General features: G+C 55.1%; 15 protein-coding genes. 4 read left to right on the top strand and 11 right to left on the bottom strand.

The annotated features are described in order from the left end of the window. The first annotated feature begins 29 nt into the window (after positions 1–29). Positions 30–1,961: a methyl-accepting chemotaxis protein gene (locus AC4IC4_RS08865; protein WP_024908603.1), complete on the top strand. Its 1,932-nt coding sequence runs from the start codon at positions 30–32 to the stop codon at positions 1,959–1,961. 45 nt (positions 1,962–2,006) lie between these two features. Here the strand turns inward: AC4IC4_RS08865 and cobB are convergent, their stop codons facing one another. From cobB to lolC, 5 genes are read right to left on the bottom strand one after another with little or no spacing between them, the layout of a single operon-like run. Continuing rightward, positions 2,007–2,828 carry a Sir2 family NAD+-dependent deacetylase gene (cobB, locus tag AC4IC4_RS08860; RefSeq protein ID WP_024908604.1) on the bottom strand — a complete coding sequence of 274 codons (822 nt, stop codon included), beginning with the start codon at positions 2,826–2,828 and terminating at the stop codon, positions 2,007–2,009. Between the two features lie 14 nt (positions 2,829–2,842). Then, the gene (nagK, locus tag AC4IC4_RS08855) at positions 2,843–3,754 is read right to left on the bottom strand and encodes an N-acetylglucosamine kinase (RefSeq protein WP_491472565.1); all 912 of its coding nucleotides are present in this window, start codon (positions 3,752–3,754) and stop codon (positions 2,843–2,845) included. 53 nt (positions 3,755–3,807) lie between these two features. Continuing rightward, positions 3,808–5,052: a lipoprotein-releasing ABC transporter permease subunit LolE gene (gene lolE, locus AC4IC4_RS08850; RefSeq protein ID WP_491472564.1), complete on the bottom strand. Its 1,245-nt coding sequence runs from the start codon at positions 5,050–5,052 to the stop codon at positions 3,808–3,810. Then, entirely contained in the window at positions 5,052–5,753 is a 702-nt protein-coding gene (gene lolD / locus AC4IC4_RS08845) for a lipoprotein-releasing ABC transporter ATP-binding protein LolD (RefSeq protein ID WP_010429765.1), read from the bottom strand. Before lolD ends, lolE begins: the two co-directional genes overlap by 1 nt. Continuing rightward, entirely contained in the window at positions 5,746–6,945 is a 1,200-nt protein-coding gene (lolC, locus tag AC4IC4_RS08840) for a lipoprotein-releasing ABC transporter permease subunit LolC (RefSeq protein WP_491472563.1), read from the bottom strand. Before lolC ends, lolD begins: the two co-directional genes overlap by 8 nt. A 256-nt stretch (positions 6,946–7,201) precedes the next feature. Here lolC and AC4IC4_RS08835 point away from each other — a divergent pair, with 256 nt between their 5' ends. From AC4IC4_RS08835 to ldtC, 3 genes are all read left to right on the top strand, one after another. Then, the gene (locus tag AC4IC4_RS08835; protein WP_090417349.1) at positions 7,202–8,275 is read left to right on the top strand and encodes an acyltransferase family protein; all 1,074 of its coding nucleotides are present in this window, start codon (positions 7,202–7,204) and stop codon (positions 8,273–8,275) included. A gap of 149 nt (positions 8,276–8,424) precedes the next feature. Beyond that, positions 8,425–11,871, top strand: a complete 3,447-nt coding sequence (mfd, locus tag AC4IC4_RS08830) for a transcription-repair coupling factor (RefSeq protein WP_491472562.1) — start codon at positions 8,425–8,427, stop codon at positions 11,869–11,871. 148 nt (positions 11,872–12,019) lie between these two features. After that, positions 12,020–12,985: a L,D-transpeptidase LdtC gene (gene ldtC / locus AC4IC4_RS08825; RefSeq protein WP_032650862.1), complete on the top strand. Its 966-nt coding sequence runs from the start codon at positions 12,020–12,022 to the stop codon at positions 12,983–12,985. An 863-nt stretch (positions 12,986–13,848) separates the two neighbouring features. Here ldtC and AC4IC4_RS08820 read toward each other — a convergent pair. The 6 genes from AC4IC4_RS08820 to AC4IC4_RS08795 are packed head-to-tail and all read right to left on the bottom strand — an operon-like array spanning position 13,849 to position 21,567. Then, entirely contained in the window at positions 13,849–15,222 is a 1,374-nt protein-coding gene (locus tag AC4IC4_RS08820) for a hypothetical protein (RefSeq protein WP_208763762.1), read from the bottom strand. Next, a complete protein-coding gene (locus AC4IC4_RS08815; RefSeq protein ID WP_157188939.1) occupies positions 15,222–15,479 on the bottom strand; it encodes a PAAR domain-containing protein in 258 nt (85 codons plus the stop codon). Before AC4IC4_RS08815 ends, AC4IC4_RS08820 begins: the two co-directional genes overlap by 1 nt. Then, a complete protein-coding gene (locus AC4IC4_RS08810; protein ID WP_491472561.1) occupies positions 15,479–16,192 on the bottom strand; it encodes a T6SS immunity protein Tli3 family protein in 714 nt (237 codons plus the stop codon). Before AC4IC4_RS08810 ends, AC4IC4_RS08815 begins: the two co-directional genes overlap by 1 nt. Positions 16,193–16,194: 2 nt before the next feature. After that, positions 16,195–16,905, bottom strand: a complete 711-nt coding sequence (locus AC4IC4_RS08805) for a T6SS immunity protein Tli3 family protein (RefSeq protein ID WP_491472560.1) — start codon at positions 16,903–16,905, stop codon at positions 16,195–16,197. Between the two features lie 13 nt (positions 16,906–16,918). Then, a complete protein-coding gene (locus AC4IC4_RS08800) occupies positions 16,919–19,057 on the bottom strand; it encodes a T6SS effector phospholipase Tle3 domain-containing protein (protein WP_491472559.1) in 2,139 nt (712 codons plus the stop codon). Continuing rightward, positions 19,054–21,567 (bottom strand): type VI secretion system Vgr family protein, encoded by a 2,514-nt coding sequence (locus AC4IC4_RS08795; protein ID WP_491472558.1) that lies wholly within the window; start codon positions 21,565–21,567, stop codon positions 19,054–19,056. Before AC4IC4_RS08795 ends, AC4IC4_RS08800 begins: the two co-directional genes overlap by 4 nt. Positions 21,568–22,311 lie beyond the last annotated feature (744 nt).

The following is a 22,311-nucleotide window of genomic DNA, read 5'->3' as shown; positions in this document are numbered from 1 at the left end:
CGACACGCACTACATTACGGGAGATGAGAATGAAAGACGCCATGGTCCGAAGATCTAAAATAAGAGTCAAGACGTTGATGCTATTGTCCATTTTCCTCACCGTGACGGTGGGCTTTACGGCAACGATCGGGTTTATGATGTGGCAGTGGATGGCGCAGCAGGAGGTGCTGGCCAAAAAACATATCCGCCAGATTGCCGAGGTGCAAGCTTTACAGGTCAGCAAACAGCTGGATTCTGCCCTGACTGCCGCCCGGGACATGGGCAACAGCGCGCTGGCGCTGCGCGAGGCGGGGGTATTCGATCGCCAGAGCCTGAACCAGCTGCTCATCAGCTATCTGTCGGCTCATCCCCAGTTTCTCTCTATGTCGATGGCCTTTGAGCCCAACGCGTTTGACGATAAAGATGCCGCCTTTGCCGGTCAGAGCGGTGAAGATCCTGCCGGACGCTACGCCCGCTACGTCGACCGCGACGCTACCGGCAAACCGGCCTTACACCTGCTGACGGACATCGAAACGCCCGGCAGCGGTGATTATTATCTGCTGCCGAAACAGCGGCATAAAGATGTGATCATCGAACCCTATATTTACCCCTACAACGGCGTGGACGTGATGCTCACCTCGATTGCCGCCCCCATCATGCGTGACGGTCAGTTTCTGGGCTCGGTCACCTCTGACTTCTCACTCGCCACGCTGCAATCGACGATCGGCGCGATTAAACCGTGGAACGGCACAGGCTACGCCCTGCTCCTCTCCGCGGGTAATAACGTGGTGTCCAGCCCGGACAAGCGCGCAGCAGGCAAGCCTTACGCCGGTCAGATTGCCGGTCATGACGTCACCCGGATAAACGATCCGCTGCTGAAGGAAGATGTGTTTATCACCTGGCAGGACATCGCCGTCGGTAATAGCCAGACGCCGTGGAAGCTCGCCATTATCACCCCGGTCAGCGAAGTGATGGCCGAAGCGCGCGCATTTTTGCTGAAAGCCATCATCCTGATGGTGTTAAGCATCGTGGCGGTTAGCCTGGTGATGGCGCAGATCTTTACCCGCAAAGTTGACCGTCCGGTGGGGGGTGAACCTTCGGAAGCCGCCGGGATCGCCCTGGCCGTCGCCCGGGGGGAGCTGAACAACACCATCCCGGTTCGCTCCGGAGATACCCACAGCATTTTTTATGCCCTGCACACCATGCAGATGCAGCTCAAGCGCATAGTCGACAATATCAGCGAAGCCAGCCATTCGGTGCACGGCGGGACCAGCGAAATTTCGGCGGGCAACCTTGATCTCGCCTCGCGAACCGAAGAACAGGCGGCGGCGATTGTTGAAACGGCAGCCAGCATGGAAGAGATTTCGGTCACGGTGAAGAATAACGCCGACAACGCCCACAAGGCGACGACGCTGACCGATCGCGCCGCGAGCCTCGCCGGGCATGGCGAAACGCTGGTGAACGACGTAGTCGTGGTGATTGGGGAGATTGACGAGAGCGCACGAAAGATCGGTGAGATTAACAGCATCGTCGATGGCATCGCCTTCCAGACCAATATCCTGGCGCTGAATGCGGCCGTTGAAGCAGCGCGTGCCGGCGAACAGGGGCGCGGTTTCGCGGTAGTCGCAGGTGAAGTGCGCAATCTTGCCCAGCGAAGCGCTAACGCGGCCAAAGAAATTTCCCAGCTGATTGCCGAGTCCTCAGGCCGCGTCAGTAAAGGCGTTGAGCTGGTCAATGAAACCGGCGTAATGATGAAGCAGGTAATTGAAGCGGTGTCGCACGTGCATCTGGTCATCAACGATATTGTTCAGGCGCTGGACGAGCAGAACCGCGGGATTAGCCAGGTCAGCACTGCCGTTAACCAGATGGACAGCACCACCCAGCAAAACGCCTCTCTGGTTCAGCAGATCTCAGCGGCGGCGCTCTCGCTGGACGAGCAGGCTAAATCGCTGGAGAAGACGCTGGCGTTCTTTCATTCTTAAATAAAAAGGCACCCGTCCAGCGGGTGCCTTTTCACGCGATTCGCGTTACAGACCTTTCAGCAGCTTGTCGACAAACGCCGGGACAACCGTGCTGGCCAGACCGTAGTGTTTCTCTTCAAACTCGCTGCCCACCTGGCTTGGCTCAAGGTTGAGTTCAACCGTATGCGCACCGTGCAGTCGCGCTTCGTGGACAAACCCCGCCGCCGGATAAACGTGGCCGGATGTGCCGATGGCGATAAACACGTCGGCCATCGCCAGCGCGCTGTAGATCTCATCCATTCCCAGCGGCATTTCGCCGAACCAGACCACGTGCGGTCGCAGGCGCGACGGGAACTGGCAGCAGTGGCACTTATCCTCCGGCAGCACGTCTTCTTTCCAGTCAAGCACCTGACCGCTCCAGGCGCAGCGAACCTTGAGCAGCTCACCGTGCATATGGATGATGTTCTTGTTGCCGGCCCGTTCGTGCAGGTTGTCGATATTCTGCGTTACCAGCAGAAAACGATCGCCCAGCGCCTCTTCCAGCTTCGCCAGCGCCAGATGCGCCGCATTAGGCGCAACGTCAGGCTGCTGAAGCTGACGACGGCGGGCGTTGTAAAACGCCTGCACGAGATCCGGGTCGCGGGCAAAACCTTCCGGCGTGGCGACATCCTCCACGCGGTGCTCTTCCCACAGCCCGTCCGCCGCGCGGAAGGTTCGAATTCCTGACTCGGCGGAGATCCCCGCCCCGGTCAGCACCACCACTCTGGGTTTATCCATCGCTTCTGGCATTATTCTGTCTCTGAAAAAGATCCGCTGGCGCAAGCGCTCACGTAAGCGGCGTTTGTTTTTGCGAAAACGGCTGAGTCGACCCTGGCGACGCGACAGCATAGAAACCTCGTAAACTAATCGGTGAGATGAAGGAATGCGGCTCCGCGCATCCCTCCTGCGTCCCCGTGTCGCGCGCGTTCAATACGCGGCACGCGGGCAACCGGCAATAAATGTCGGGGCAAACGCCCGGACAACCGTTCCGTAATCGCGGCAAAGTTTGAGAGCCCTCCCCCGATCACCAGCAGATCCGGGTCGACGATGGTGAGAATATTTCCCAGACACACCGCCAGCAGATCCAGATAGCGCTCGACGTGCTCACGCGCCTGCGCATCCCCTTGCTCCCACAGGGTAATGATTTGAGGGGCCTCAAGTTTCTGATGATAGAAGTGTTCGTAAAGCCATGCAAACCCGCGGCCTGAAAGGTAGTTCTCAATACAGCCGTGCTGGCCACAGCCGCAGCGGGTCAGCGGGAAATCACGCCCCACCACCTCGAGAGCATCCACCGGCAGGCGGATATGGCCAAACTCGCCAGTAATGTAGCTGCGGCCGGTGATGGGCTTACCGTTGACGACGATTCCCCCGCCGACGCCGGTACCGAGGATCAGCCCCATCACCAGCGGATAGCGACGGAATTCATCATCCCAGGCTTCAGAGAGCGCAAAGCAGTTGGCATCATTGTCTAAACGCACGTCGCGTTCAAGGAGGGCAGAGAGATCGGCGCGCAGCGGTTTACCGCTGGCGGCAGGCACGTTGGCCGCGTAAAGCGTACCGTCGTCGGTTTCCGGCATGCCCGGAATACCAATGCCGACGCTGCCTTTCACGCCGAAACGTTCATCCGCCTGCGCCACCAGCGCGGCAATGGCGGTTAAAAATTCGTCGTAGCTTTCGCGCGGCGTGGGAACGCGGGTTTCCCACTGCAGTTTGAGGTCTTTATCAAACACGCCGAGCGCAATCTTGGTGCCGCCAATATCAAATCCATAATACATAACGCATTCCTCTTTCGATCTGGCGACCCGAAAGCCGCTAGATCATGACGTAATTACTGGCCACTTAATACCCTCGCCGGATCAATTCGGCTTGCGCGACGCGCCGGATACCAGCTTGCCAGCAGACTCAGTAAAAGTGCTGTAAGCAGCACATAAAAAACGTCCAGCCAGTGCAGTTCAGACGGCAGGAAGTCAATAAAATAGATATCACCCGACAGGAACTGGTGACCAATAAGTTTTTCAATCCCGTTGATAATCGTCGTCAGCTGCAGGGAAACCACCACGCCAATCACCACGCCGCACAGGCTGCCGAACAGCCCCGCCAGCAAACCGTACCAGACGAAGATGGCGCGAATAAGACCGTCTTTCGCCCCCAGCGTACGCAGCACGGCGATGTCGCCGCTCTTGTCCTTGACCGCCATTACCAGCGTCGAGACGATATTAAAGCACGCCACACCAATCACCAGCACCATCGCCAGATACATAATGGCGCGGATCATCTGGATATCACGGTACATATACCCGTAAGTGCCAATCCAGCTTTTGATGTAGACATAGTTATTGGTCACGCTGCCCGCGTCGCGTACCAGCTTGTTGGCGTTAAAGACGTCGTTCACCTTAATGGCAATACCCGTCACGCTGTCGCCCATGTCGAGATACTGGCGCGCATCTTCCATCGGCACCATGGCGAAGCTGTGATCGAGCTGACCGCTCAATTGAAGAATACCGGTGACGTGCAGGCGCACGCGCTTAGGCTGCTGCAGTTTGTGGTCGGCGCTGGCGTTCGGGATCATGATTGACACCCAGTCGCCCTGCTTCACCTTCAGGGCATCGGCAACGCCTTTACCCATGATGATCTGCTGCTCGCCAGCCTTAAAGTTGGCCCACGCGCCGTTCTGTACATAGTTCGGCAGCGCGCTGAGACGCGCTTCCTGGACTGGGTTGACTCCTTTCACCTGAATGGCGCGCAGGTTTACCCCGCTCTCCACCAGCCCGGTAAAGTTAATATAGGGCGCGGCCGCGGCGATGCCCGGCACTTTTTCAACTTTGGCGAGCGCATCGCTCCAGTTCGTCCATGGCTGGTTAACCGGTTCGATCTCCCCGTGCGGCACGACCGCCAGAATGCGGTTATTCAGCTCGCGCTCGAAACCGTTCATCGCGCTTAAGCCGACAATCAGCACCGCCACGCCCAGCGCAATACCGATGGTCGAGATGACGGAGATCAGCGACACCATGCCGCCGCGACGGCGGCCGCGGCTAAAACGTAAACCGATGAGTAACGATAACGGTGACGCCATTACTCTGCTCCCATCAGGGTCAGTTCCGCGTTCAGATGGCCGTCGCGCATCTCAAGCTGACGCCCCATGCGTTTTGCCAGCTGCAGATCGTGGGTCACCACCAGAAACGCGGTGCCCTGCGAGGCGTTCAGCTCGCCCAGAAGCTGGAAAATACTGTCCGCATTGCGGGCGTCCAGGTTACCGGTAGGCTCATCCGCCAGCACCAGACGCGGGTTGTTGACCAGCGCACGGGCAATCGCCACGCGCTGACGCTCGCCGCCGGAAAGCTCAGAGGGACGATGGTTGCCGCGATGACCCAGCCCTACCGCTTTCAGCATGTCGCTGGCGCGAGCGTTAATTTCTGCCGGTTTCTTTTTGCCAATCAGCAGCGGCATCGCCACGTTTTCCAGCGCCGTGAAATCCGGCAGCAGGTGGTGAAACTGGTAGATAAAGCCCAGCTCGCGGTTGCGTAGCTCAGCCTTCGCCGCTGAGGACATTTTGCTCATCGGCTGGCCGGAGAAAATCACGTCGCCTTCGGTTGGCGTATCCAGCCCGCCCAGCAGATGCAGCAGCGTACTTTTGCCCGAGCCGGAGCTGCCGACAATCGCCATCATCTCGCCTTCACCCACGCTAAAGCTCACATTGTGCAGCACGTCGGTTTGCACAGTGCCTTCCTGATAGCGTTTGGACAGGTTGTCGCATTGCAACAGGATCTTATTCATAACGTAAAGCCTCAGCGGGTTGAGTGGCGGCGGCGCGCCAGGAAGGATAAAGCGTAGAAAGCAGCGCAATGGCCATCGCGGCCAGCGCAATACCGACCACCTGCAGCGGCTCGATAGCCACCGGCAGCGCCGCGCCGTCAAGCAGCGCGCCGATGATCGGCATTAAGTTATTGAGCTGGCTGGCAAGCAATGCCCCCAGCACGGCGCCGAGCAGCGCGCCGATGATACCGGCACTGGCCCCCTGCACCATAAACACCGCCATGATCTGGCGCGGCGTGAGCCCCTGGGTTTGCAGAATGGCAACTTCGCCCTGCTTCTCCATCACCATCAGGCCCAGCGAGGTAATGATGTTAAATGCGGCCACGGCCACGATCAGGCTCAGCAGCAGCCCCATCATGTTTTTTTCCATCCGCACGGCCTGGAACAATTCGCCTTTGCGCTCGCGCCAGTCCTGCCATTTGGTGCCGTTCGGCAGTTTTTGCTGGCTGAGGGTATCGACCTTCAGCGGTGCGTCGAGCCACAGGCGCCAGCCGGTGATATTCCCCGCCGGGTAGCGCATCAGGCGTGAAGCATCCTGAATGTTCACCAGCATCTGGTAGCCATCGACTTCGCTGTTGGCGGCAAAGGTACCAATCACGTTGAACAGGCGCTGGCTTGGCAGGCGCCCCATCGGCGTAAACTGGCTGGCAGAAGGCACCATCACGCGCAGCTGGTCGCCACGGTTGACGCCAAGCTGGCCGGCAAGCTGTTCACCCAGAATCACATTGTATTTTCCGGCTTCCAGATCGGTCTGCTTCACGTTAACCAGATATGGTGTCAGCGGATCGTTTTGCGCCGGGTCGATACCCAGCATCACGCCGACCGCCACGCTGCGGGCGCTTTGCAGCACCACGTCACCGGTGGTCAACGGCGCAACGCGCGTGACGCCCTGTAACTTCGCCGCGCTTTCCGGCAGCTGCTGCGGGTTAACCGAACCGTTAGTCGATGAGAGAACGGCCTGCGGCATCAGCCCCAGGATGTTATTTTGCAGCTCGCGCTCAAAGCCATTCATGACGGAAAGCACCGTCACCAGTGCCATCACGCCAAGCGTAATGCCAATAGTCGAAAGCCAGGAGACAAAGCGACCGAAGCGGTCCGCGGCGCGCCCACGCATGTAGCGTAAGCCTATGAAGAGTGCGACAGGTTGATACATGAAATCCGTCTGTTTGCTGATAGCAGACCCACGAGTATATAAGCGAATCCGTTAAGCGTAAATGACTGAAACAGTAAGCTTTGGTAATCATTTTTCCGAAAAATTCAGATAAATCAGGGTGCTATTGTCTGAATACTCACCTCGCAACCTCCACCTTTTCCGAAAAACCTCCTGATACAGACTGTTACCCATTACATCCTGGTGCCGTTTTACAACAATTGCTCGTTCGTTTATGGCAATAAGGTAGTGGCGAACAATGAAGCAAAAAGCATTATGGATTAACCAGATAAAAGGGCTGTGTATCTGCCTGGTGGTTATCTATCATTCGGTTATCACGTTTTATCCGCATCTGATCGGGCTGCAACACCCGCTCTCCGGCCTTCTCGCCAAATGCTGGGTCTATTTTAACCTCTATCTCGCACCGTTTCGTATGCCGGTCTTCTTCTTTATCTCCGGCTACCTGATCCGTCGTTATATCGACGAGGTGGACTGGCGAACCAGTCTCGACAAGCGGATCTGGAGCATTGTCTGGGTGCTGGCGCTGTGGGGTGTCCTGCAATGGCAGGCGCTGACCCACCTGAACGCCTGGCTGGCGCCCGAGCGTGAGCTTGCCACCTCGTCGAACGCGGCCTACGCCGACTCGCTCTCAGGATTTGTGCAAGGCATGCTCACCGCCAGCACCAGCCTGTGGTATCTGTATGCCCTGGTGGTCTACTTCACGCTGTGTAAACTGCTGAGCCGCTGGAAGCTGCCGGTACTGGGGCTGCTGGCGCTGGCAAGCATCGCGATCAACTTCCTGCCGCTGCCGTGGTGGGGAATGAACAGCGTGGTACGCAACATGATCTACTACAGCCTCGGGGCGTGGTATGGCGCAGCGCTGATGGCGTGGATGAAAAGCGTCAACCTGCGCCGCATCTGGCTGGCAACCGGCGCTTTCGCCGCCGTCTCCGTGGTGCTGTGGTTTGCTAACGTTCCGCTGCTGCTCTCATTGCTGTCGATTGTGTTGATCATGAAGCTGTTCTATAGCCTTGAGCAGCGCTATGCCGTTCACCCGAACAATCTGCTGAACGTGATTGGCTCAAACACCATTGCGATTTATACCACCCACCGCATCCTGATTGAGGCCTTTAGCCTGTTCCTGATCGGCGAGATGAATGCCGCTTACTGGCCGGTCTGGGCCGAGCTATCCCTAATTCTTGTCTATCCGTTTGCCAGCCTGCTGATCTGTACCCTGGCCGGACTCGGGGTGCGTAAGATCTCCACCGCGCTGTTTGGCGACGTTTTCTTCTCTCCTCCCGCTACGCTGACCCTGTCACCTTCAACGCGTTAATGCCCTCTCCGCCCCCGTTTCGGGGGCGTTTAGCCCTGCCGTGCGGTTACGATTTGCTTATGTAAAACGATCGAGGATAATAAAGACATTGCGTATCAGTGATATGCCCCAATACTGTTGGTATATCCATAAGAGACTCTGACATAGCCATGCCTGAACACTATCGTTATTCCTTACCTGTCAAAGCGGGCGACCAGCGCCAGCTGGGTGAACTCACGGGCGCGGCGTGCGCCACGCTGGTGGCGGAAATCGCCGAGCGTCATCCAGGCCCGGTGATTCTCGTTGCCCCGGATATGCAAAACGCCCTGCGCCTGCACGACGAAATTCGCCAGTTCACCGATAATCTGGTGTTCAGCCTGGCCGACTGGGAAACGCTGCCGTATGACAGCTTCTCTCCGCATCAGGAGATTATCTCCTCGCGCCTGTCGACGCTCTATCAACTCCCGACCATGCAGCGCGGCGTGCTGATTGTGCCAGTGAACACCCTGATGCAGCGCGTCTGTCCGCACAGCTATCTGCACGGTCACGCGCTGGTGATGAAAAAAGGCCAGCGCCTGTCCCGTGATGCCCTGCGCGCGCAGCTTGACGGGGCCGGCTATCGCCACGTCGACCAGGTGATGGAGCATGGGGAATACGCGACCCGCGGCGCGCTGCTCGACCTTTACCCGATGGGCAGCGACCAGCCGTATCGTCTGGACTTTTTCGATGATGAAATCGACAGCCTGCGCGTCTTCGACGCCGACACGCAGCGCACGCTGGAAGAAGTGGAGTCCATCAATTTACTGCCCGCGCATGAGTTCCCCACGGACAAAACCGCTATCGAACTGTTTCGCAGCCAGTGGCGCGATAAGTTCGAGGTGAAGCGCGACGCGGAACATATTTATCAGCAGGTCAGCAAAGGCACGCTGCCTGCCGGGATCGAATACTGGCAGCCGCTGTTCTTCAACGAGCCGCTCCCTGCCCTGTTCAGCTACTTCCCGGCGAATACGCTGATTGTTAATACCGGCGATATCGACGCCAGCGCCAGCCGCTTTGAAAGTGAAACCCGCGCGCGCTTCGAAAACCGGGGCGTTGACCCGATGCGCCCGCTGCTGCCGCCGGAAGCGCTGTGGCTGCGCACCGACGAGCTCAACGCCGAGCTGAAGCGCTGGCCGCGCATGCAGCTGAAAACCGATTCGCTTGCCGACAAGGCCGCCAACACCAACCTCGCCTTCCGGACGCTGCCGGACCTGGCCGTCCAGGCGCAGCAGAAATCCCCGCTGGATAATCTGCGCAAGTTTCTGGAGTCCTTTACCGGCCCGGTGGTGTTCTCCGTTGAGAGTGAAGGCCGCCGCGAAGCGTTAGGTGAGCTGCTGGGACGCATTAAGGTGGCGCCGAAGCGCATCCTGCGCCTGAGCGAAGCGACCGGAAACGGCCGTTACCTGATGATTGGCGCCGCCGAGCACGGTTTTATCGACACGCTCAACAACCTGGCGCTGATTTGCGAAAGCGACCTGCTGGGCGAGCGCGTCGCACGCCGCCGTCAGGACAGCCGTCGGACCATCAACCCGGACACGCTGATCCGCAACCTGGCCGAGCTGCACCCGGGCCAGCCGATTGTTCACCTGGAGCATGGCGTTGGACGCTATCAGGGGATGACCACGCTGGAAGCGGGCGGCATCAAAGGTGAATACCTGATGCTCACCTACGCCAACGACGCCAAACTGTATGTTCCGGTGTCGTCCCTGCATCTGATCAGCCGCTACGCGGGCGGTGCCGAAGAGAACGCGCCGCTGCACAAGTTGGGCGGCGATGCCTGGGCGCGCGCGCGCCAGAAGGCCGCGGAAAAAGTGCGCGACGTGGCCGCCGAGCTGCTGGATATTTACGCCCAGCGCGCGGCCAAAGAGGGCTTCGCCTTTAAGCATGATAAGGAACAGTACCAGCTGTTCTGCGACAGCTTCCCGTTTGAAACCACGCCGGATCAGGCTCAGGCCATCAACGCCGTGCTGAGCGACATGTGCCAGCCGCTGGCAATGGACCGCTTAGTCTGCGGCGACGTCGGCTTCGGTAAAACCGAAGTGGCGATGCGCGCCGCTTTCCTTGCGGTCGAAAACAACAAGCAGGTGGCGGTGCTGGTGCCGACCACCCTGCTCGCTCAGCAGCACTTCGACAACTTCCGCGACCGCTTCGCCAACTGGCCGGTTCGCATCGAGATGCTGTCGCGTTTTCGCAGCACCAAAGAACAGACCCAAATTCTGGAGCAGGCAAGCGAAGGCAAGATCGATATTCTGATCGGCACCCACAAGCTGCTGCAAAGCGACGTGAAGTGGAAAGATCTGGGGCTGCTGATCGTCGACGAAGAGCACCGCTTCGGGGTGCGTCATAAAGAGCGCATCAAAGCGATGCGCGCCGACGTCGATATCCTGACCCTGACCGCAACGCCAATACCGCGCACCCTGAACATGGCGATGAGCGGCATGCGCGATCTGTCGATTATTGCCACGCCGCCGGCGCGCCGTCTGGCGGTGAAAACCTTTGTCCGCGAGTACGATAATCTGGTGGTGCGTGAGGCCATTCTGCGTGAAGTGCTTCGTGGGGGGCAGGTCTACTACCTCTATAACGACGTGGAAAATATCCAGAAAGCGGCGGACAGGCTGGCGGAACTGGTACCGGAAGCGCGTATCGCTATCGGTCACGGGCAGATGCGCGAGCGCGAGCTGGAACGGGTGATGAACGACTTCCACCACCAGCGCTTTAACGTGCTGGTGTGCACCACCATCATCGAAACCGGGATCGACATTCCGACGGCAAACACCATCATCATTGAACGCGCGGATCACTTTGGTCTGGCGCAGCTTCACCAACTGCGCGGTCGCGTCGGGCGTTCACACCATCAGGCCTACGCCTGGCTGCTGACGCCGCATCCGAAAGCGATGACCACCGACGCGCAAAAGCGTCTGGAAGCCATCGCCTCGCTGGAAGACCTCGGCGCAGGCTTTGCGCTGGCCACGCACGATCTCGAGATCCGCGGTGCCGGCGAACTGCTGGGTGAAGACCAGAGCGGCTCGATGGAAACCATCGGCTTCTCGCTCTATATGGAGCTGCTGGAGAACGCGGTTGATGCCCTAAAGGCCGGACGCGAGCCGTCGCTGGAAGACCTCACCAGCCAGCAGACCGAGGTCGAGCTGCGTATGCCTTCCCTGCTGCCGGATGATTTCATTCCGGACGTGAATACCCGACTCTCATTCTACAAACGCATCGCCAGCGCGAAGAAGGAGAACGAGCTGGAAGAGATCAAGGTTGAGCTTATCGATCGCTTTGGTCTGCTGCCCGATGCGGCGAGAAATCTGCTGGATATCGCGAGACTGCGACAGCAGGCGCAGAAGCTGGGGATTCGCAAGCTCGAAGGCAATGAAAAAGGCGGCGTGATTGAATTCGCCGAGAAGAACCACGTCAACCCGATGTGGCTCATCGGTCTGCTGCAAAAACAGCCGCAGCATTTCCGTCTGGATGGCCCAACCCGTCTGAAATTTACCCAGGAGCTGACGGAGCGCAAAACCCGTATGGACTGGGTGCGTAACTTTATGCGTCAGCTGGAAGAGAACGCGATCGTATAACCTCCCTTCCCCCTGTTAGCCCAGCGCTACGGGGGGACAATTTACAAACTCTTTGCACTTCACCCGATCTTCCCGACATACCCATTCGCCATAATTATGTTTAACGCCTTATAAAACAATAACCTTATCATTTACATGGATTATGGTGATGATGACCTCTTCGCGTTTTACTCGCTGGTTAACCCTGTTTGCGCTGGCAGCCACCGTCGCGGTTGCGCTTCCTGCTCGCGCAAACACCTGGCCCCTTCCCCCTCCCGGCAGCAAGGTGGTAGGTGAAAACCGCTTTCATGTGGTTGAAAATAATGGCGGTTCTCTGGAAGCGATTGCCAAAAAATATAACGTCGGTTTTCTGGCTCTGCTGCAGGCGAACCCCGGCGTCGACCCTTACGTCCCGCGCGCGGGCAGCGTGTTGACTATCCCGCTACAGACGATCCTGCCGGACGCCCCGCGCGAGGGGATGGTGATAAACCTGGCCGAGCTGCGTCTGTACTATTACCCGCCGGGTAAAAATGAAGTGACCGTCTACCCGATTGGTATTGGTCAGCTGGGCGGCGACACCCTGACGCCGACGATGGTCACCACCGTCTCGGATAAACGCGCGAATCCAACCTGGACCCCGACGGCCAATATTCGTGCACGCTATAAAGCTCAGGGCATTGATCTTCCAGCTGTGGTGCCGGCAGGCCCGGATAACCCAATGGGACACCACGCGATCCGCCTGGCAGCCTACGGTGGCGTTTACCTGCTGCACGGCACGAATGCGGACTTTGGCATCGGCATGCGCGTCAGTTCCGGATGTATTCGTCTGCGCGATGACGATATCAAAACGCTGTTTAACGTCGTTACGCCGGGTACCAAAGTGAATATTATCAATACGCCGATTAAGGTTTCTGAGGAGCCGGGCGGCGTGCGGCTGGTCGAAATTCACCAGCCGCTATCGAAAAACATTGGCGATGATCCGCAGACGCTGCCCATTAACCTGAATGCCGCGATGGTAAGCTTCAAAACGAATGCGAATACCAACAGCGTGGTGATGGAGCGCGCGATGGAGGCCCGGTCAGGCATGCCGACCGATGTCACCCGGCATCACGATGTAATCCAGCAATCGATGTAATTCAGAAAGAAAAACGCCCTGCACATGTGCAGTAATGCCGTTCACTTAAGGCTCGCGTGACTTAAAGCTGAACGGTTATTTAGGCGATACATTAAGCACTGAACGATCGTATCGTCGGTGCTTTTTTTTCTGGCCGGATAAAGGCTTTAACATTTTGCCTCATTCCTTTCAAATGCTTAGGGATGTTTCCCGTCGCACCTTTTCCACAGCCCCGTACCTGGGACACCAGGATATCCCGGGTTCACAGTAGGTGGCAACGAGCTGCTGCTTAAACTCAAGAGAATAATCAGGGCAGCCTTTACGCCTGCCGGGAATCACATTTTTCTGCATATCTGACATTTTGATTCCCACCACTTATTTGGTGTACACCACGTTGTCGGATGCATCAGATTATGACCAGAAGCGAGATCCCAAACAGGCAGAAGCCGCACTAACGCTCATTCAAAAAATATCAAAGAACTGAAAGTTATTCACTCTACTATTTCAGACATGTAATGACAACGGGCACAAAGCCCGCTACATCTATCAATGATATATAACATAAGACATGGTTAAGACTGTACTCCCCAGATACATAGCCAATATCATTAAAAATGTCTTAAAGTCTGTAAAAAATTTCAGCGGCACACTAACAAAGTAATTCCGTCGAGAAGGGTTACGTATCGACATATATAACTGGTAGATTTCCGGAGAATCTTTCAATGACTGTAATTTATTGTGCGTACACCAGTGCTTTTTGTTTCTGTGATCAAAAGACAAATCAATATACACTGCCATTAACGCAAGCATCACACCTAAAGCCAAGCCATCATAATAAAATACAGCTTTGTGAGGTAAAATCAGAGCAATTAGTTCATTCATCATTACATTCCCATATGCTCACGAGCTTTATCACCATAAAACCAGGTAAAAAATGCCCCCACCACCAAAAACATAACTATACATAGAACAGCCATTATAATTAAAAACCAGCCGGATATAGATTTACCGCCATCACCAAAACTGCCAATGGTTATCATAATTCCAAAAAAGAACATCAACCCGGCGATCCCACAAACTTCCCACGGTGTCGTGTATCTTTTCTCCTGGGGATAATCAGGTTGGCGAGTTAACCGGGACGACAGAGCCGTCATTGAAAACCTGTTCTTTTCGGAAGCAGCCACCAGCTGATCGCCCTGCGCATACGTTACCGCATCGGCCGCCAGAGCCAGCATCAGCCAAGGATACCCGGCAGAATGCTCACCGAGCGACATTTCAAGCTCCAGCCGGTCCGGCACAGCTTTTTTCTCATCCAGCACTTCCAGCAGCGGGTACTTTTCTGTACGTGAAAGCCCGGTATACCAGATCTGTTTGGGTTTACTGACCGCTTCCGCACGCAGATAAACAGGTACTGTTTTTTCAACGTCCGTGACACCCGTCATCGGCTGATAAAGGTAAACCGGTTTTTCTCCTTCCGTTTTAACGTAGTAATTCGTGAGGAAAAGCGCGGTGACATTTTCCATCTGCTTCGACTCTTCTTCGTCAGAATGCAGATCGACACAGATAAGCAGGCGTTCAACGACGTATCCGTTCGTCTGCTTTATCCACTCCGTGATTTTCGTATAGTCCGGGCATTCAGGCAGAAATGTTATTTTCTTGGTAGCGATCGCTAAACGTTCAAGCACGCGCCTGAGCTCATCGCTACAGGATTCGTCCCCGTCTCGTACCCACACCAGCGCTTCAATCTGCCGGTACTGAGAAAGTTTTCCGACCATCGGCTCCAGGACGCGGATAATAGCCTGCCCGGCTCTCGTGAAATCGAAGGATTCTTCCAGTTCGATTTTCAACGGTATTTTAGCGGCCAGCGGAAACTCCCCCTCAAGTTTCAGCATACTCAGCGCCAGTTCCTTCGTTGCCTTTGGAGGCGTCAGTACAGACCAGCCAGCAAGGGTAATATTTCCCCTGGCGTAGCTGACAACCTTGTATTCCTGCTGGGCCGCAATCAGCAATCGCGTTTCCATGTAGTGCCTGAGCCCGTGATACACGGTAGAGAACACTTGTACGAACCCCGTCAGAAAAACAACCGGAATAACCACTGACTGGGCAAGAAAATCGAGATCGACATGCTTATTACCCGGCCATGTGACAGCCCGGACGCCCAGGCAGATAACCACGACGACCACATATAAGAGACATATCCACAGATAGGGGAAACGCTCTTCAAATTCATCCTGTTTGGAGAATAACCACCAGTTCATTAAACAACCCCCGCAGTGGGAAGCGTGGTGCGAATGGCACAGCCGCACGCCGCTTTACAACCATCCACGACCACACCGCGGCCGTTCATCGTCCAGGTCGGATGGCACTCGTTAATGGGGAACGTCCCCTTATGTTCGGGACACGTCACCTCATCCCCTTTCAGCGCGACAGGAAGGCCCATAAACTGCGCGCCTGACGCCTTAATTACCTTCCCACCGCTCACCAGCGGGTCATTCAGTCGAATTACGCCGTTCATCAGTATCCTTTCCTTCCTGCATCCATATCGCAGCGCATGTGATCCCAGCCCGTATAGCCCTTCACTTCCGGAACCTTATCGGGTTGATTCTGCCAATTGGTTTTAAGTTGCTCAGTAGAGCCTTCTAAACCTTGTTTAGTCATATACACCATTCCCCAAGGCCAGCCAGGTGAACGAGGTTCCACTTTCCCGCTTACCTTTTGCCCAGTTCCGTCGTCAACGGTATATTCAATCCCAGGACCACCAGCGGCAAGGCGCGGGTCGTCAAATGGCTTGGACGACATATACAGCCGGTGTTTGGTCTGCAAAAAACCCTGGTCGTTGACCACTGTGAAGGAAAGAACATCTTCCTGCTGTGGGGCATTCATTCCCTTAAGATCATTTTCACCAGGAGAATACTGCGCAACCTGCCAGGTTTGTCCGTAATCTTTTGAAATCCGAAAACCACTTACATCCCAGGTCGGAAGCGCAATGTAACGCTCTGAAGGATGAACATATCTTTTGGTAAAAATCCGGTAAAACTGACTAACAGATTCGGTATGAATACCCCGCTGAGTGTCTGTGTACCAGAGCTCCCCTTCGCAATTCCAGCCTTTCAATTCCAGATAACGATGGTCATCAAAGCGGTACACCACCTGCGTCGGCGGCTCTGAAGCCTTGCAACCTGCGGCCACCAGCAACAGCGCGGTCAGCAATGAATAAAATCCTTTCATGGCTATCTCCCTGCATCCATATTGCACTGCATATGGTCCCAGCCGGTATAATCTTTCACTTCCGGTACTTTATCGGGTAAGCCCTGATAGTTAGCCTTAAACTGGGCTGTATCCTCTTTCAGACCTTGTTTAGTTATGTAGTCCAGCCCCCATGCAGGGCCAGCATTGCTTGGCTCCAGCTTGCCGTTTACCTTACCTCCCATACCGTCATCCACGGTGTATTCAATCCCAGGACCACCGGGCTGAATGCGCGGGTCATCAAACGGTTTGGACGACATATACAGTCGATGTTTGGTCTGCAAAAAACCCTGATCGTTGACGACAGTGAAAGAAAGAACGTCTTCATAAGGAGGACCATCATCACCATTTGGCTCATTACGACCAGGTGCAATACCTACAGAACGCCAGGTTTGTCCGTAATCTTTAGAAACCATAAATCCACCGGCACCCCAGCCTGTTATTGCAATATATCGTTCTGACGGATGTATAAACTTGCGGGTAAATAATCGGTAATACTGACTGACTGGCTCCGTATGAATGCCTCGTTTGGTATCCGTATACCAGAGCTCGCCCTCGCAGTTCCAACCTTTCAGCTCCAGATAACGATGGTCATCAAAACGGTAAACTACCTGCGTCGGCGGTTCTTTCGCCTGACAACCGGAACTTATCAGTACCGCTGCTATGGCAATACCCGTTGTATATTTCAGACTCATATCTGTCTCCCTGTCATGATTCCCACCACGATTTTTGTTTCGCTATTCCCAAGTCGCTGTCAGATTTTGGCTTAGGCATATCCCATTGTAGATTTGCCACTTCCTGATTCCCGGCGGCCAGGTCGCGGGACGGCCTGACGGTTGTCGCGTTGTTAAACTGGTTTTCCACGCCGAACTCACCTTTAGGCAGAACATCATCGGGTTTATTCATAAACCATTTGGTCAAGGCTTCATTCAATTTACCTGAACGGTAATATTCTCTCGCATGTTGATTGCCATTCTGCGGGTCGCGCCAGTCTGCGCGGTGTAACAATCCTTCCCAGAACTTGCCGGCCTGATAGTCAAACGATTTGCACTGACCGATAGCCAGGTCGAACGCCATCGCGTGCGACGGTGCAAATTCACTCGCAACGATAGAAGAGTGCTGGCTGTAGCCTACCGGATCGGTTTTCTGCCACTCCTTTTCAAGTTCGTCTCGGGATTTAAGCCAGGTCAGCGTCAGCTGAGAAAAATCTCTCGTTCCCGTCACTTCACCGCGAATAACTTCATGCCCCCGGTCAAAACTTTCCACCTGCAGCTCATTCGGCGTTAATACATGACCCGGTTGCCAGCTGATACGCTGATAGTTACTAAGCGCATAGGTAGCCGATGCAGTGCGCGAAATGGTACTGGCTTTAGCTGAATAGGAAATGTAGGCATCCGGGCTGTTCGGATCGATATACGCGGTGTACGGTTTATCACTGGTCTTCGGATCGTTATCCGGATGGTTATCCTGCCCCATGAGTTTAAATATAAACGGCTCCGGCAGCTCTTCGCCGTTTATCACCACATCGCTGTACGAGTAGCCTGCGTTCATCACCGGCGTAGTGCTGAAATCGCCTTTCCGCTCCGGTGCCATCTTAAACGACTCTGTTTCCAGTCGCCCTACCCAGCGATGCTGGCAGAACACACGCTGACGCAGGTTCGGAATGCCAGAAGCCAACTTATCGGGAATCCCTCGCCAGCCGAATCCCTGGATGTTTTGTAAAGACACAGTGCCATCCTGCGGACACCAGTAGTTATAAACTTTGCCGTTATTATCACGACGATATCTGGCATCCTCGCGTAATGGGTTATCAGAAGACTTGCGTGATACACAGCTGGCTTCCATCGCCTGCATATCTGCCTCTGACAGCTCCCCGCCTTTGTACTGGGTGCCCATCAATGCACAAAAATGTTTAAACGTTTCCTGACGGGCAAACGCCGTCTGGTGATGACCGGGCTGGGCGTCTTCACTGAGACGACCTTCCAGCGAATACGGTGAGTGGTTCAGAATGGTGCAATTAACCGGATCAAAACCCTCCTGTTTGACCAGCATATTTGCCAGCATGGTGATAATCGTGCCCTGGCTGTGAGCCACTACATTAATAACATCCTTCCCGGTCACTGGATTTCGGCGGATAGTCAGGATCAAATCCGCTAGGCGCTGCGCGGCAAAGAATTGATAGATGCGGTGCGGGTTCGGAAAGATGGGGTGCGTGAAATCGCCGCCGTTCATGTGCAATGTGGCAAACCCTGCGGCGGCCAGCGCAGCGCCACCAGCCCCCGGACCCAGCATATCGGGAATGTTGGTTGTCGCATTGGCAAACGTCCCTCCACCTTTGGCAAAATTTGTATCGAGGGCGTTTTTGAAGTTGTCGTTCTGATACTTAAACGAGCCTTTGCCGTCGTTACCCAGTGCCGCTTTTTTCTTCTCGTCATTCTCCTGATAAGCATCAAACGGTATATTCGCCTGGCTACCCAACTTCGCCACTTCATCCCGGTATCGCTTCTGGTCTGCCTGGTAGTCTTCATGCGTAACAGGCTTATACCCCCAGTAGAACGGGATAACAGGCGAACGGCCAGGATGGGTAATTCTGTAATCACCCCATTCATGCACGTAAAAATCCTGACGATTAAGACGCTTACTCAGTCCCGCAAGAATGCCTTTTTCCTGGTTCTGGTAGGCCTCCCCGACGTCGTTTACCCCGTGAACGAGGATCACAATCCCCGGCATCGGACGCGGGACGCCCACACGGCGGGTCTGGGCCACCTCCCCCAGACTTTTGTGAACAGGAATATCACCTTCAGATATCACCCGTGGGGCATACGGGCTTTGTTTGGCTTCCGTCATTCCATTAACTCCATTTTGTAGGTATCCAGGTCGTCGGCATCGAGCAGCGATGAATGGCCGTTGCTGTCAGTTATGCCTTCCACCACTTTCCCGGCAGTACTGGTCAGCCTGAATTTTTTGTTTGCGAGAATCTGCTCCGGGTCGTCTCCGGCGTGCAGCTGGTAGCGGAGTTTAAACGCGCCCTGATTGAACGGCGGGACCGTGACCTGTGCGCTTTCCGGGCCGTCATACTTCAGATTTGGCCCTTTCAGTTCGATTCCCGTTGGCGAGAAGATGGTGACCAGTCCGTTCGGACTGACGCGTATTCCGCCACCGCCACAGACCAGCTGTATGCCCTGCTTGGCGCTGCCGTTCAGCTGTCCGTCGGTACTCGCCATCGTGAAATCCTTCAGCGAAAGCATATGCATTTCCCCGCGCTGGGCCTGCGTCGTGATATCCCCGGCACCGGCAATCATCTGAATGCCGAGCTTGCGGGCAAACAGCGAGAGTTTTTCCCCCACGGCCAGCGAGAATTTTTTCACCACGTTTACGCTGGTATCCTGGCCCGCCGTCACAATCACATCTTTCCCGGCAGACAGCTGCAAACTGTCCGGCGTGACGTGCGCCTGACCTTTGTCGGCATAGGTCAGCAGGCCCGCGCCGGTAAGGTTAGTCAGCGTCTGGCGCAGTTGACTTTGCTGATCGGTTTCCACATTACTGGCCCCGGCTGTCAGTGCGCTTTGTTGCAGCGTCATTGCCAGCGACAACGCTTTCTCCAGCTGCGCAATGGCGGCCGTCATATCCAGTTGCTTACCCGCAGCACGCGGTTGCGCCTCCGTGGTGATCATCACCCCTTTTGCGGCACGGAGCGCCATGTGATTGTCAGTGCGCGCTTCCACACCTTCACCGCGCTGCTTTCCCTCCGCGTCAACGAGGTGGCCAGCGCTGACCTGACTCTTGCCGTACTCCGTGGAAATCTTGATGTGTTCCTGACCGCGGCGGTCCTCCAGGCGGATTTTGTTCGAAGCAGCAGTGCGGATCACGTTGCGGGTGTCGTTGCGGTTTGTAACCAGATCAGGGTGTTTACCGTCATGCATGACATGCGCAATAAAGGGCCGGTCCGGATCGCCGCCTTCAAAGGCTACAGCCACCTCTGTGCCGTCCAGCAGCGGGAAATGAAAACCAAACACATCCCCGCCGTACGGTCTGCCCAGACGCATCAGCGCACTTTCAAATCCGTCACGTTTCTCGTCGAGGTCAAAATCAAACTTCACGCGGTATCGGCCCTGAGCATCGACTCCGGCGTACGTGTGATCCCGATTGATGGCCGCCACGCGACCGGGTACCGTACCGGCAATCACCGGTCGCGACAGATATTCCGGACGATAGCTGTAGCCGTTCAGATAAGGGATCCCCTTCAGGATGGCACGGTAGTGCTGTGCACGACTGCCGGAAAGCGTCATTGTGGTGACAAGAAAACCGTGTTTAAACCCGTCAGGAATATCCCCTGTCGGGTGGAACATCACACCCGGCAGCAGTGCCGGGTCACTGGTTGTCCCTCCCAGCACACTCTGTTTGTTCAGCAGGCGCTCATAGCGCAGGCGTGCGCAGAACGTGGCTGTTTCCGCCTCTTCACCGTAAAAATCGCCGTCCTCCAGATAATGATCGGCATAGTGATACTGTTTTCCGCTGGTTATCCCGTCGGGAATATCATTATCGAAAATGGTTTTATCCGCCTGTGGCGAAAATGGATTGCGGTAGTTATACGTACGCACCAGCACGCTTTCGGGAATGAGTTCGTATTGTTCTTCAAGCTCGGTAATGTATTCTTCATGGCTGGTCATGCCGGAATGGCGAACGTACGGCAGCTTCTTATCGTTGAAGATATAGCGGCGGCCACCGTCACCAAAGACAACCACCGTTTCGCCCTGTACCTTGTCATGGTTTTCAAAGCGGAACCAGATCCCCACCTCGGCCAGCAGACGGCGGATAAACTGGAGATCGGTTTCTTTCCACTGAATAATCATTTCACGGCTGGGGTAGCTGTGGCTCAACTGATCAAAATCGATGTTGTAACCCTGAAAACGCCCGCTCTCCTTCATCAGCTTCGTGACGAGCTCTGGCACTGTCACATTCATGTATACGGCCGAACGGTAATTCCGGTCCAGCAGCGCCAGATCATGCTCCAGCACACACTCGTAAAGGGCTTCATCGGCAGATGACTTCAGACGGGCAAACGACGTGATCACTCCGTTAATCTGGCGCACCGGCAGCCAGGGCTCCTGATTGTGCCAGTCAGATTTCGGATTCGGGGCACGCAGAATAAATTCCGCCCTCTGATTGAGGACATCGTTGACGGCAATGTTTGATGCCGGGCTGGTAAAACGGATGGTGTAGCGATAGGGCTTACTGAGTTCTTCTTCCCCGGTAAAAGAGTGAACATCCGGTAAAACAGATTTGCCTCGTGGAATATACAGTAAATAACGGTTTAACGTATCCTGTTGCTGAACAATGCCTGACGGTCCTTTCATCGCAAAATATCCATAATAAAGAATGACTGTTTATTAAAAAACAATACTCCCACAGACCATTGAATAAAATGTCATTCCGTAACACATCACAGAATGTTACAAAATACATATCATTCAGTTTAAAAATAAATAAAACAACAATATTCACACCATAAATAAATATGACCCGGAATAATACCCGACCCGTATATAACAATTCAGTCGGCAACAACAATATGGACAACGCGCTTTTCCTGTGAACGCATCATCAGATATTCAAGAACCGCCGTTGAAGGGTTATTTGGCCCTTTTTTCCTGCTATAAATCGCTCTTCCCTGGCGAACAGCAATAAATATTAAACCGGTTCGCCGCCTGATAAGAATATACGGTAGTTTCCGTAAGCGGAATTTTATCTGCCACCAGTATATGAGGATAAAATCCGTCCCGGTATCCAGGGTTCGCAGGAGGAGGCAAAGAGCCGCTGCTTAAATTCAAGAGAATAATCAGGGCAACTTTTTCGCCTGCCGCGAGTCACTTTTTTCCGCATATCTGACACTTTGATACCCACCACCTATTTGGTAGACACCACTTTGTTGGTTGCATCAGATTATGGCCAGACGACTCTCGCTGGACGCATACAAAGAGCGGGAAAAGGTATCCACGGACGGGTAAGCATCCATAACGAAGTCCATATCGTGTTCAGACGAAAAAAAATCCGGGCTCAGAGGGGCTGAACCCGGATTGTCTCTTACTGGCAGGATCGTT

It is taken from the genome of Enterobacter sp. Taxon_2, from assembly GCF_058355295.1.
This window is presented reverse-complemented; position numbering and strand designations above follow the sequence as displayed.

Bases quoted from the DNA above. Each gene is read 5' to 3' on its own strand.
- AC4IC4_RS08865 (WP_024908603.1), top strand. From the start codon at position 30: ATGAAAGACGCCATGGTCCGAAGATCTAAAATAAGAGTCAAGACGTTG.
- cobB (WP_024908604.1), bottom strand. From the start codon at position 2,828: ATGCTGTCGCGTCGCCAGGGTCGACTCAGCCGTTTTCGCAAAAACAAA.
- nagK (WP_491472565.1), bottom strand. From the start codon at position 3,754: ATGTATTATGGATTTGATATTGGCGGCACCAAGATTGCGCTCGGCGTG.
- lolE (WP_491472564.1), bottom strand. From the start codon at position 5,052: ATGGCGTCACCGTTATCGTTACTCATCGGTTTACGTTTTAGCCGCGGC.
- lolD (WP_010429765.1), bottom strand. From the start codon at position 5,753: ATGAATAAGATCCTGTTGCAATGCGACAACCTGTCCAAACGCTATCAG.
- lolC (WP_491472563.1), bottom strand. From the start codon at position 6,945: ATGTATCAACCTGTCGCACTCTTCATAGGCTTACGCTACATGCGTGGG.
- AC4IC4_RS08835 (WP_090417349.1), top strand. From the start codon at position 7,202: ATGAAGCAAAAAGCATTATGGATTAACCAGATAAAAGGGCTGTGTATC.
- mfd (WP_491472562.1), top strand. From the start codon at position 8,425: ATGCCTGAACACTATCGTTATTCCTTACCTGTCAAAGCGGGCGACCAG.
- ldtC (WP_032650862.1), top strand. From the start codon at position 12,020: ATGATGACCTCTTCGCGTTTTACTCGCTGGTTAACCCTGTTTGCGCTG.
- AC4IC4_RS08820 (WP_208763762.1), bottom strand. From the start codon at position 15,222: ATGAACTGGTGGTTATTCTCCAAACAGGATGAATTTGAAGAGCGTTTC.
- AC4IC4_RS08815 (WP_157188939.1), bottom strand. From the start codon at position 15,479: ATGAACGGCGTAATTCGACTGAATGACCCGCTGGTGAGCGGTGGGAAG.
- AC4IC4_RS08810 (WP_491472561.1), bottom strand. From the start codon at position 16,192: ATGAAAGGATTTTATTCATTGCTGACCGCGCTGTTGCTGGTGGCCGCA.
- AC4IC4_RS08805 (WP_491472560.1), bottom strand. From the start codon at position 16,905: ATGAGTCTGAAATATACAACGGGTATTGCCATAGCAGCGGTACTGATA.
- AC4IC4_RS08800 (WP_491472559.1), bottom strand. From the start codon at position 19,057: ATGACGGAAGCCAAACAAAGCCCGTATGCCCCACGGGTGATATCTGAA.
- AC4IC4_RS08795 (WP_491472558.1), bottom strand. From the start codon at position 21,567: ATGAAAGGACCGTCAGGCATTGTTCAGCAACAGGATACGTTAAACCGT.